Annotated in this window: 10 protein-coding genes; 5 read left to right on the forward strand and 5 right to left on the reverse strand. The window is 72.4% G+C overall.

The genetic code is table 11. The annotated features are described in order from the left end of the window. Positions 1–2: 2 nt before the first annotated feature. The 5 genes from ACF07B_RS38160 to ACF07B_RS38180 all read right to left on the reverse strand — a co-directional run bounded on the left by ACF07B_RS38160 (position 3) and on the right by ACF07B_RS38180 (position 3642). Positions 3–1025 (reverse strand): phosphotransferase family protein, encoded by a 1023-nt coding sequence (locus ACF07B_RS38160; RefSeq protein WP_326788717.1) that lies wholly within the window; start codon positions 1023–1025, stop codon positions 3–5. 209 nt (positions 1026–1234) lie between these two features. Further along, the gene (locus ACF07B_RS38165) at positions 1235–1564 is read right to left on the reverse strand and encodes a DUF202 domain-containing protein (protein WP_369486611.1); all 330 of its coding nucleotides are present in this window, start codon (positions 1562–1564) and stop codon (positions 1235–1237) included. Continuing rightward, positions 1561–1953, reverse strand: coding sequence for a YidH family protein (locus ACF07B_RS38170; protein ID WP_369486610.1), 393 nt, complete (start codon positions 1951–1953; stop codon positions 1561–1563). Before ACF07B_RS38170 ends, ACF07B_RS38165 begins: the two co-directional genes overlap by 4 nt. Before the next feature lie 72 nt (positions 1954–2025). After that, positions 2026–2541 carry an NUDIX hydrolase gene (locus tag ACF07B_RS38175; RefSeq protein WP_369486609.1) on the reverse strand — a complete coding sequence of 172 codons (516 nt, stop codon included), beginning with the start codon at positions 2539–2541 and terminating at the stop codon, positions 2026–2028. A gap of 207 nt (positions 2542–2748) precedes the next feature. Further along, on the reverse strand, positions 2749–3642 hold the full coding sequence (locus ACF07B_RS38180) for a DMT family transporter (RefSeq protein ID WP_362400219.1): 894 nt from the start codon (positions 3640–3642) through the stop codon (positions 2749–2751). Positions 3643–3943: 301 nt separating this feature from the next. Here ACF07B_RS38180 and ACF07B_RS38185 point away from each other — a divergent pair, with 301 nt between their 5' ends. From ACF07B_RS38185 to ACF07B_RS38205, 5 genes are all read left to right on the forward strand, one after another. Beyond that, on the forward strand, positions 3944–5599 hold the full coding sequence (locus ACF07B_RS38185) for an FAD-binding dehydrogenase (RefSeq protein ID WP_392182295.1): 1656 nt from the start codon (positions 3944–3946) through the stop codon (positions 5597–5599). Between the two features lie 437 nt (positions 5600–6036). Then, entirely contained in the window at positions 6037–6987 is a 951-nt protein-coding gene (locus tag ACF07B_RS38190; protein WP_392182296.1) for a hypothetical protein, read from the forward strand. A 40-nt stretch (positions 6988–7027) separates the two neighbouring features. Then, positions 7028–8593: an APC family permease gene (locus ACF07B_RS38195; protein ID WP_369485627.1), complete on the forward strand. Its 1566-nt coding sequence runs from the start codon at positions 7028–7030 to the stop codon at positions 8591–8593. 366 nt (positions 8594–8959) lie between these two features. Beyond that, positions 8960–9649: a molybdopterin-dependent oxidoreductase gene (locus tag ACF07B_RS38200; RefSeq protein ID WP_392182324.1), complete on the forward strand. Its 690-nt coding sequence runs from the start codon at positions 8960–8962 to the stop codon at positions 9647–9649. Further along, entirely contained in the window at positions 9633–10268 is a 636-nt protein-coding gene (locus tag ACF07B_RS38205) for a cytochrome b/b6 domain-containing protein (RefSeq protein ID WP_369485628.1), read from the forward strand. The genes ACF07B_RS38200 and ACF07B_RS38205 overlap by 17 nt, the downstream gene beginning before the upstream one ends. The last annotated feature ends 142 nt before the right edge of the window (positions 10269–10410 follow it).

Genomic DNA, 10410 nt, shown 5'->3' on the forward strand with positions numbered 1-10410 from the left:
GATCAGCCTTCCTGAAGGGTGGTCAGGCCGTGTTCGATGAAGACGGGAACCAGCTCGCCGATGCGGTCGAAGCCCGCTCCGACCGTCTGGCCCTTGGTGTAGCGGTAGTGGATGCCCTCCAGGATCACGGCCAGCTTGAACCAGGCGAAGGCCGTGTACCAGGAGACCGCGGAGACGTCGCGCCCCGAGCGCGCGGCGTACCGCTCGACGATCTCGCTCGCCGGGGGGTGTCCGGCGGCCGACGCGGTCGTGCTGATGGGGGAGTCGGGCAGCTCCAGGCGCGTGCTGTACATGACCAGCAGTCCGAGGTCGGTGAGCGGGTCGCCGAGCGTGGACATCTCCCAGTCCAGGATCGCCCTGATCCGGTCGTCGGGTCCGATCAGCACGTTGTCGAGCCGGTAGTCGCCGTGCACGACGGTGGGCGCGGGCGAGGTGGGCAGTTCGCGGCCCAGGGCCGCGTGCAGTTCGTCGATGCCGGCCAGCTCGCGGTTGCGGGAGGCGGCCAACTGCTTGCCCCAGCGCCGCAGTTGCCGGTCGAGGAAGCCCTCGGGTCGGCCGAAGTCGGCGAGACCGACCGCGGCCGGGTCCACCGCGTGCAGTTCGACCAGGGTGTCCACCAGGCCGAGCACGGCGTCGCGGGTGCGCTGCGGGCCGAGCGGGGCGAGCTGGTCGGCCGTGCGGAACGGGGTGCCCTCCACGAACTCCATGACGTAGAACGGGGCGCCGAGCACCGACTCGTCCTCGCACAGCAGCACGGGGTCCGGGACCGGCACGGCCGTCGGGTGCAGCGCGCTGATCACGCGGTGCTCACGCCTCATGTCGTGCGCCGTGGCCAGCACATGGCCCAGCGGAGGCCTTCGTACGACCCACCGGGCGGTGCCGTCGGTGACCGCGTAGGTGAGGTTCGACCGTCCGCCCTCGATCAGCCGGCCGCTCAGCGGGCCGTTCACCAGTCCGGGCCGCTCACGGTCGAGCAGGCCGCGCAGCCGGTCGAGATCGAGACCTGGCGGGTGGTCCGGGCTCATCTGTCGCTCCTCAGCACACGGGAATCGGGACATGACCATGATGCCGACCAGTCGGTATGTCGTCCAGCCGCTGCGCCAAACGTGATCGGCGTCTCCCCCGGACGAGGGGCGCTCCCGGGGAGACGGGACCCGGAGCACCCGGCACCCGGACGAGGACTGCTCAGGGGGAGACGGCACCAGGAACACCCGGCACCAGGAGCACCCGGCACCTAGAACACCAGCGCCACGGCGAACACGGCCAGCGCCACCGTGCACAGCGCCGTCGCCGACGCGTGCCGGGGCGCGAGTGCGTACGGTCCCGCCGGGCCCGCGGCCGCCAGGGTCCGGATGCGGCGGTGGGCGAGGGCCAGGAACGCGAGCCAGGCGGCACAGCAGAGCGCGAACGCCATGATCCCGGCGGCCGAGTCGCGCTCGTGCAGCGCCGCCTTGGCCGCCAGCACGGCGGCGACGGTGCAGGAGAGGGTCGTACGGCGCCAGGCCAGCCGCGTGCGTTCCGGCTGGAGGCCCGGGTCGCGCTCCTCGCGGAGAGGGGTGGTCATCCCGCCCAGCCGACGAGGACGACGACGACCATCGCGACCGCCACGACCGCCACGACGATGCTCAGCAGTGCCGGGAAGCGCGACACCGGCAGGTCCTCGCCCCGCCGCATCGCCCGCTCGCAGCGGATCCAGTGATTGACGGCCCGCAGCGCGCAGAGCACGCCCGCCGCCAGCAGCGCCAGGGCCAGGCCCGCCCGCCAGGCCCAGCGCAGGTCCGGCAGGAACTGGTCCACGGCGAAGCCGCCGCCGATGAGCGCGAGCGCGGTGCGCAGCCAGGCCAGAAAGGTCCGCTCGTTGGCCAGCGAGAACCGGTAGTCCGGGGTCGCGCCCTCGGACCGGATCTCCTGCGGCGCGAACCACAACCGGACATTGCGCACGAGTTCGATCACGTCCAGGACACTACCGGGGAGCCTCGCGCGGGGCTCCTCCGGTGCCGTCCCGGCCGCGTTCGGCCGGACGGATCAGTCCATCGCCCGGTAGTCCGTGAGCCGCTCGTACGCCGCCAGCCCGTCCGGCACCCACGTCCACTCCTCCAGCCGGCGCTCCACCTCGTCCTCGGTGAGGAAGTCGTGCCAGGCGACCTCCTCCGCCTGCGGGTTCACCGGAAGCTCGCAGCGGACCTCGTACACGGCCGACCACCAGGTCGCGCCGGCCCCGTCGTCGTACAGGAACTTGAACAGCGGAGTCGGCCGGGGGAGCCCGGAGACGCCGAGTTCCTCCTCGGCCTCGCGGAGCGCCGCGTCGTCGTAGGACTCGCCCGTGCCGACGACCCCGCCCACGAACATGTCGTAGAACGAGGGGAACACCAGCTTCGTAGGGGTGCGCCGATGGACGAAGAGCCGCCCCCGGGCGTCCCGCGCCTCGATGAACACGCACCGGTGGCGCAGCCCGCGCGCGTACGCCTCCCCGCGCGGGGACTGTCCGATGATCTCGTCGTTCTCGTCCACGATGTCGAGGATCTCGTCAGCGGCGTTCATGGGTTCCATCCAAGCAGCTCCGGGCCCCGCGGTGGCGGTGCTCGCGGCCGTCGGGGTGGTGTGCGGGGCCGTCGGGGTGGTGAGGCGGCCCGTCGGCCGGGGCGTGGGCCGGACGGCGTGGTGCGCGGGGCCAGGCGCGGGGCGGTGCCGCGACGGCGGCCGGGTGCGGTGCCGCGGGGCCGGGCGGTCCGGGGGTGGGCGGCTCGCTCAGTGCGGCTGGAGGTCCCGCGAGTGTTCCGGTTCCGCGGTGCCCGAGGGCATCGCCGGGTGCATGCCCAGCAGGACGATCCCCGTCACGATGCCGGCGAGCCCGGCCGCCTGCCAGGCGAGGGCGCCCGCGTCGGTGCGCAGCTGGTCACCGAGGAAGCCCACCCCGCAGACGATGCCCGCCAGCGGCTGGGCGGCGGTGAGCGCGGGCAGCGACATCCGCAGGGGCGCGGTCTCGAAGGCGCTCTGGACGAGGATCAGCCCGGTCACGCCGAGGACGAGCACCGCGTACGGCTGCCAGCTGGTGAGCAGTTCGGCCAGCCCGTCGGCACTGAACCGCTGGCCGCTGACCCGGGTGAGCGCGTCCTGAAGGCCGTACAGCAGGCCGGCGGCGGTGGCGAGCAGCACGGGTCCGGCGCTCAGCCGGGACCGTTTCGCACAGGTGGTGAGCAGCAGGGCGAGCCCGACCACGATCCCGATGATCAGCCAGTGCCGCAGCGGGTCGTCGACGGCCTCGCCGCCCTGCGGCTGCCCGGCGATGATGAACGCCGAGACACCGCCGGCGAGCAGCAGCAGCCCGGCCCAGCCCTGCCGGCCCAGCGGCTGTTTGGTCTGATGGCGGGAGAGCGCGAGCGCGAAGAGCAGGTTGGTGGCGAGGAGCGGTTCCACCAGCGAGACCTCGCCGTTGCCGAGCGCGACCGCCCCGAGGACCATGCCGCACACCATGAGCCCGATACCGCCCAGCCAGCGGGGGACCCGGATGAGGTCGAGCAGGATGCGCGGCGAGAGGAAGTCGCTGAGCGGGGCGTGCGAGGCGGCGTTCTGCTGGAGCACGAAGCCGAATCCCAGGCAGCAGGCCGCGCTCACGGCGAGGACCAGAACCAGTACCGACACGCTGGGTACCTCGATGCGTCAGAAGTCGGGGCGGGCCAGTGTTGCGTATCCCGCCGACTGTAGTGCCATGGGCCGTGGACCCGCCCCCGGGAACAACCGGAACCGGGCAGTTGACTCGGTCACCTTTCTTGCCGAGGATTCGGACCGATCAGTGACACGTGCTGGCCGGCCGCGTGGTCGACCACCACCAATGTCTCACCAACCAGCGACGACGCCGATCGGTTCGTGACAAACGTCATCAAGTCGTCCTCGTGACGCCGGCCCGGTCGGACCCGTCGGATTTTGCCGAGAGGACGGGCCCATGGCCTACGACGCAGATGTGATCGTCATCGGAGCGGGCCTCGCGGGGCTCGCGGCGACCGCGGAGCTCGTCGACGCCGGCCGCAAGGTGATCCTCCTCGACCAGGAGCCCGAGCAGTCGATCGGCGGCCAGGCGCACTGGTCCTTCGGCGGGCTCTTCTTCGTCGACTCGCCCGAACAGCGCCGCATGCGGATCAAGGACACGCACGAGCTGGCCCTCCAGGACTGGATGGGCACGGCCGGCTTCGACCGGCCGGAGGACCACTGGCCGCGCCGCTGGGCCGAGGCGTACGTCGACTTCGCGGCCGGCGAGAAGCGGCCCTGGCTGCACGCGCAGGGCGTGCGCTTCTTCCCCGTGGTGGGCTGGGCCGAGCGCGGCGGCTACGACGCCAACGGGCACGGCAACTCGGTGCCGCGCTTCCACATCACCTGGGGGACCGGGCCCGGCCTCGTCGCGCCCTTCGAGCGCCGGGTGCGGGAAGGGGTCGCCCGCGGACTGGTCGAGCTGCGGTTCCGGCACCGGGTCACCGGCCTGTCCCGCAGCGCGGGCTCCGTCGACACCGTCACCGGGGAGGTCCTGGAGCCGTCGGGCATCGAGCGCGGCCAGGCCAGCAGCCGTACGGTCACCGGTGCCTTCGAGCTCAGGGCCCAGGCCGTGATCGTGACCTCCGGCGGCATCGGCGGCAACCACGACCTCGTGCGCGCCAACTGGCCGGAGCGGCTGGGCACCCCGCCCGAGCGGATGATCTCCGGTGTCCCCGCCCATGTCGACGGGGCCATGCTCGGGATCACGGAGGAGGCCGGCGCCCGCCTCATCAACCGCGACCGCATGTGGCACTACACCGAGGGCATCCAGAACTGGAACCCCATCTGGGACAAGCACGGCATCCGCATCCTGCCGGGCCCCTCCTCCCTCTGGCTGGACGCGCGCGGCAGCCGGCTGCCCGTACCGCTCTTCCCGGGCTTCGACACGCTCGGCACCCTCGAACACATCATGAAGACCGGGTACGACTACACCTGGTTCGTGCTCGACCAGAAGATCATCGGCAAGGAGTTCGCGCTCTCCGGCTCGGAGCAGAACCCCGACCTGACCGGCAAGTCGATCCGCGGCGTCCTCGGCCGGGCCCGCGCGGACGTGCCCGGACCGGTCAAGGCCTTCATGGACAACGGTGTCGACTTCGTCGTGGAGAAGGATCTCGGCGCGCTGGTGCGCGGGATGAACGCGCTCACCGAGAAGCCCCTCATCGACGAGGCGGCGCTGCGCCACGAGATCGTCGCGCGGGACCGGGAGATCGCCAACCCCTTCACCAAGGACCTCCAGGTCATGTCGATCCGCGGGGCCCGCAACTACCTCGGCGACAAGCTGATCCGCACGGCGAGCCCGCACCGCATCCTCGACCCCGCGGCCGGCCCGCTGATCGCGGTGCGCCTCAACATCCTGACCCGCAAGACCCTCGGCGGACTGGAGACGGACCTCTCCTCGCGGGTCCTGGCCGAGGGCGGCGACCCGCTGGAGGGTGTGTACGCCGCCGGTGAGGCGGCCGGTTTCGGCGGCGGCGGAGTCCACGGCTACCGCTCGCTGGAGGGCACCTTCCTCGGCGGCTGCCTCTTCTCCGGCCGCACGGCGGGCCGGGCGGCGGCCGAGGCGGTGAAGTGATCACCTCCCGGGCGATCGGCGGGCCCAGGCGATCGTGTCCCGCGCGGCCCGGGGGTTGAGCCGGCAGTTTGGGGGGCGGCCCGCGGGCTGATCCCGCAGCCTGGCGGGCGGCCCGCGGGCTGAGCCGATCACCCTCGGACGGTCCTCGTGGTCCCCGGCCCTCGCGGCCGGGGGCTCGGTCCAAGTCGCCCGCCCCGGGCGGCCGTTGTCATCAGGACAGGGGCGGCCGTCCCCGGCTCGGCGGGATGAAGGCCGTCCAAGTCGGGCGGACAAGGCGCCTGTTCAGGACTTTGTGGGAGCAGTGAAGGTAACTGGTCTATACATACGGGCAGTTGACACGTGTAGTGACACGGCCCGCGCTTGACTTGAACCGGTGGCTCCGGGTTTGCTGTGCGTGATCACACTTTGACGAACCGCGCCTGTGAGGTTGAGCAGCGGTGTCACCACCCCCACCTCCCCTGGGTCGCGGCCGCAAGCGGGCGTCCCAGGCCTTCGACGCCGCCCTCGACGACGCCGAACTCGTGACCGCACGCGCCGCGTTGAACCAGGGGCGGTGGACCGACGTCCGGGAACTGCTCGCGGCGACGGGCGACGACTGGGACCGCCGCGGGCACCGGGTCACCGTCCTCGCGCAGGAGTCGGCGACGCTCGCCTGGGCCCGCGACTGGCAGCTCGCCGAACCGGAATCCGCCGACGCCGCCGTCCTCCTCGGCTGCGCCGCCGTGGAACGCGCCCTGCACGGCAAGGAACGCCCCGACAGTGCCCGCGAGGCCTGCCGGCGGGCGGCGGCGCTCGTCCCCGACGACCCCACCCCCTGGCTCGGACTCCTCCTCCTGGAGCGCTCGCTCGGAGCCGAGGACGACGTGGTCCGTCTCTTCGACGAGGTGCGCCACCGGCACGCCGTCCATCACCACGCGCATCACCTGATGGTCGCCCGGCTCGCCGAGCGCCGCGCCGCGGCGGGCCAGGACCCGCTCCACGAGGTGTACGACTTCGCCAACTGGTCGGCCGAGCAGGCGCCCGCCGACTCGCCGCTCGCGATCCTTCCGGTCGTCGCGCACGCCGAGCGCTTCCGGGTGCTCGCCGGCGCCGGGAGCGAGCCCGCCGACCCGGTCACCTCCGGGCACTGGGCCGGGCGCCGGGCCCGCCAGGTGATGAAGGCCGCGTTCGACTGGTGGCTGGAGTGGGAGCACGGTGACCACCCGCGCCGTCTCGTCGACCTCAACTTCCTCGCCCACGCCAAGATCTGCGAGGGCCGGGACGGCGAGGCCGCCGCCCTGTTCCTGCGGATCGCGGACCACCCGGCCGCGGCTCCGTGGTCGTACCCGGACCGCGACGGACACCAAGCCTTCCGCGCCGCGCGCGACCGCGTGCTCGGCACGGTGTGAACGCCCCCGAAGACCTGACATCCGAAAGGACGCCCCCGCGATGACGACGGACAGTTCGAGCACGCCGAGTACGTCGAGCACGGGAAGACCCGACGCCGACGGCGCCGGCATCAGCACGTTCAAGGGACAGGACCGGGCCCTGCGCGCCGGCCGGCTGGGCACGGCGGGTCTGCTGCTGTCCGTTCTCGCGGCCACCGCCCCCCTTATGGTGGTTGCGGGTGTCATGCCCACTACATTCGCGGTGATGGGCATCGTCGGGCAGCCGCTGCTCTTCGTCATCCTCGGCATCGTCCTGGTGCTCTTCAGCATCGGGTACGCCGAGATGAGCCGGCACGTCCACAACGCGGGCGCCTTCTACGCGTACATCTCGCGCGGGCTCGGCGGCACCCCGGGCGCGGGCGCCGCCGCGGTCGCCCTCGTCGCCTACAGCGCGCTCCAGGTCGGGATCTACGGCCTCTTCGGCTTCGAGGTCTCCGGGCTGTTCGCCACCTATCTCGACACCGAAGTCGCCTGGTGGATACCGGCGTTGGCCGCCGTGCTCGTCGTGGGGGCGCTGGCCTGGCTGAAGATCGACGTCAACGCCTGGGTGCTCGGCGTCCTGCTGGTCATCGAAGTGACGCTCGTCGTCGTCTTCGATGTCGCGGCCGTCGGCGATCCCGCCAAGGCGGGCCTGTCGCTGCACGCCTTCAACCCCGACACCCTCACCGGAGCGGGCGTCGGCACCGCGCTGTGCTTCTGCATCGCCGCCTTCACCGGCTTCGAACAGGCCCCGGTCTACGCCGAGGAGACCAGCCGGCCGCACATCCTCGTGCCCCGCGTCATGTTCCTCGCGATCGGTTTCGTCGCCGTCTTCTTCGCGATCAGCTCCTGGGCGCTCACCGTCGCCACCGGACCCTCCGCGATCGTGGGTACGTCCCAGAAGCAGAGCGCCGGGCTGCTGTTCTTCCTCACCGACTCACGCCTCGGCTCCACGTTCACCGACGTCCTGCACGTGCTCTTCGTGACCGGCATGTTCGCGGCGCTGCTCAGCTTCCACAACGTCGTCGCGCGGTACGCCTTCGCCATGGGCCGCGAGGGGCTGCTGCCCGCCGCCTTCGGCCGCACCTCCGAGTCCAGCGGAGCCCCCGGTACCGGCTCGCTCCTGCACACCGTGGTCTCCCTGATCGTGGTGGGCGGCTTCGCCCTGTCCGACGACAGGCCGGCCGGAGACCCGACGGCGCCTGTGCTCCAGCTCTTCACCTGGGGCGGCAACGTCGGAGCGCTCGGCGTCACCCTCCTGATGGCGGCCGCCTCGCTCTCGGTCATCGTGTTCTTCGTCCGCCGGGGCGCGGCCCGCGCCCAGTCCTGGCGTCTGGTCACCTCCGCGATCGCGGGCCTCGCCCTGCTGGTCATCGCGGTGTACACGGTCAAGGACTTCGACGTCCTCGTCGGCTCGGGTCCGGACTCCGTCCTGAACGTGCTGCTGCCGGCCGTCATCGGGGTCGCGCTGGTCGCCGGACTCGTCCAGGGGCTGCTGCTGCGCTCCCGCAAGCCCGAGGCGCACGCCCGGATCGGGCTCGGCAACGAGGCGTTCCAGTTGGACAAGGCGGCCGAGTCCACCACCTGATGAGGCCCTGCCGTCCTGCGCGGGGCCGATGTTCACGGTCCACGGGTGACAAGAGATGACGGAACGCTGACGAGCACCCGCCACCGCTGGCTTTTTGGGGGTGGCGGGTGCTCGAATCAAGGGGTGAACACTGAAAGGCCCGGGGAACCGGACCCGGAGCGACCGAGGCCACGGGAACCCGAGCGGCCGGAGCCCCGCGAGCCGGAGCGCCCCGAACCACGGGAACCGGAAGACCGCGAGGAGAACGAGGCTCGCGACGACCGCGGAGTCCGCGAGGCCGGTGACGTCCGCGCGGGACACGGGGACCGCCGGGAACACGAGGAAGACCGCGAGGAGCACGAGGCGTCCGCGGAGCGCGGCAGGCCCATCGGCCGCCGGGTGCTCCTCGGCACACTCGGACTCGGCGCCCTCGGCCTGGTGACCGCTCCCACGCTCCAGCGCGCGATGGACGCCTTCCTCGCCGGTGCCTCCCAGAAGGACCCCACCGGCCTGACGGGGCTGCTGCCCAACGGCGGCGGCTTCCGCTACTACTCGGTGGCGGCGTCCGTCCCCCACAAGAACGAGACGAACTACCGGCTCACCGTCGACGGACTGGTCGACCGTCCCACCAGCTACACCCTCGCCGACCTGCGCGCCCTGCCCCAGACCCGGCTGGTGCACGACGTCCAGTGCGTCACCGGCTGGCGGGTTCCGGGCACCCCCTTCGAGGGCGTACGCCTGTCGCACCTGCTGGACGCCGCAGGGGTGCACCATTCGGCCGGCGCCATCCGCTTCACCTGCTTCGACGGGACGTACACGGAGAGCCTCACCCTGCGTCAGGCCCGGCGCCCGGACGTCCTGGTGGCCCTGCGCATGCAGGACAAGCCCGTCGGCCACAACCACGGCGGCCCCGTCCGTCTCTATGTGGCCCCGATGTACTTCTACAAATCCGCCAAGTGGCTCTCCGGCATCACGGTCACCAAGGACGTCCGTCCCGGGTACTGGGAGGACCGGGGGTACGACGTCGACGCCTGGGTCGGCCGTTCGAACGGACGCGACGATGAACCCACGAGCTGACACGCCCCCGGCCGGGGCCGTGCGCTCCTCCCACGTACGGCGCTTCACCCGGGCCGAGCACTGGGTGCACCGGGTCACCGCCGTGCTGATGGGTGTGTGCGTGGCCACCGCGGCCTGCCTGTACATCCCGCAGTTCGCCGAACTCGTCGGCCGCCGCGAACTCGTCGTCCGGGTCCACGAATGGGCCGGCCTGACGCTGCCGGTCCCGGTCCTCGCGGGCCTCGTCTCCCGGGCGTTCCGCCGCGACCTGGGGTTCCTGAACCGCTTCGGCCCGCACGACCGGGTGTGGCTGCGGGCGGCACTGCGCCGCGACAAGGACCCGGAGTCCCGTCCGGCGGGCAAGTTCAACGCGGGGCAGAAGGTCTACGCGGCCTGGATCGCGGGGGCGACCCTGGTGATGCTGGGCACCGGTCTGCTGATGTGGTTCACCCACCTCACCCCGCTGATGTGGCGCACCTCGGCGACCTTCGTCCACGACTGGCTGGCCCTCACCGTCGGTATCGTCCTCGCGGGCCACATCGGTATGGCGCTGGGCGACCCGGAGGCGCGGCGGGGCCTGCGCACGGGATCGGTGAGCCGGGCGTGGGCCGACCGCGAACATCCGCTCTGGCGGCCGTGAACACCCGCTGAGAACGACGAACGGGCCGCGGGGGGGACCCGCGCCCGGGGTGCCCCCCCCCCCCGCGCCGGCCCCCCCCCCCCCCCCGGGGCCCGCGCCCCGAATAAGAGCCCCCCCCCCCACCCCCCCCCCCCCCCCCCCC

The sequence above is a fragment of the Streptomyces sp. NPDC015532 genome (assembly GCF_043078065.1).
GTDB lineage: Bacteria > Actinomycetota > Actinomycetes > Streptomycetales > Streptomycetaceae > Streptomyces.

What these genes read in the sequence shown, in the direction of transcription:
- ACF07B_RS38195 (WP_369485627.1), top strand. Translation starts at nt 7,028, where the DNA reads ATGACGACGGACAGTTCGAGCACGCCGAGTACGTCGAGCACGGGAAGA.
- ACF07B_RS38160 (WP_326788717.1), bottom strand. Translation starts at nt 1,025, where the DNA reads ATGAGCCCGGACCACCCGCCAGGTCTCGATCTCGACCGGCTGCGCGGC.
- ACF07B_RS38165 (WP_369486611.1), bottom strand. Translation starts at nt 1,564, where the DNA reads ATGACCACCCCTCTCCGCGAGGAGCGCGACCCGGGCCTCCAGCCGGAA.
- ACF07B_RS38185 (WP_392182295.1), top strand. Translation starts at nt 3,944, where the DNA reads ATGGCCTACGACGCAGATGTGATCGTCATCGGAGCGGGCCTCGCGGGG.
- ACF07B_RS38175 (WP_369486609.1), bottom strand. Translation starts at nt 2,541, where the DNA reads ATGAACGCCGCTGACGAGATCCTCGACATCGTGGACGAGAACGACGAG.
- ACF07B_RS38205 (WP_369485628.1), top strand. Translation starts at nt 9,633, where the DNA reads ATGAACCCACGAGCTGACACGCCCCCGGCCGGGGCCGTGCGCTCCTCC.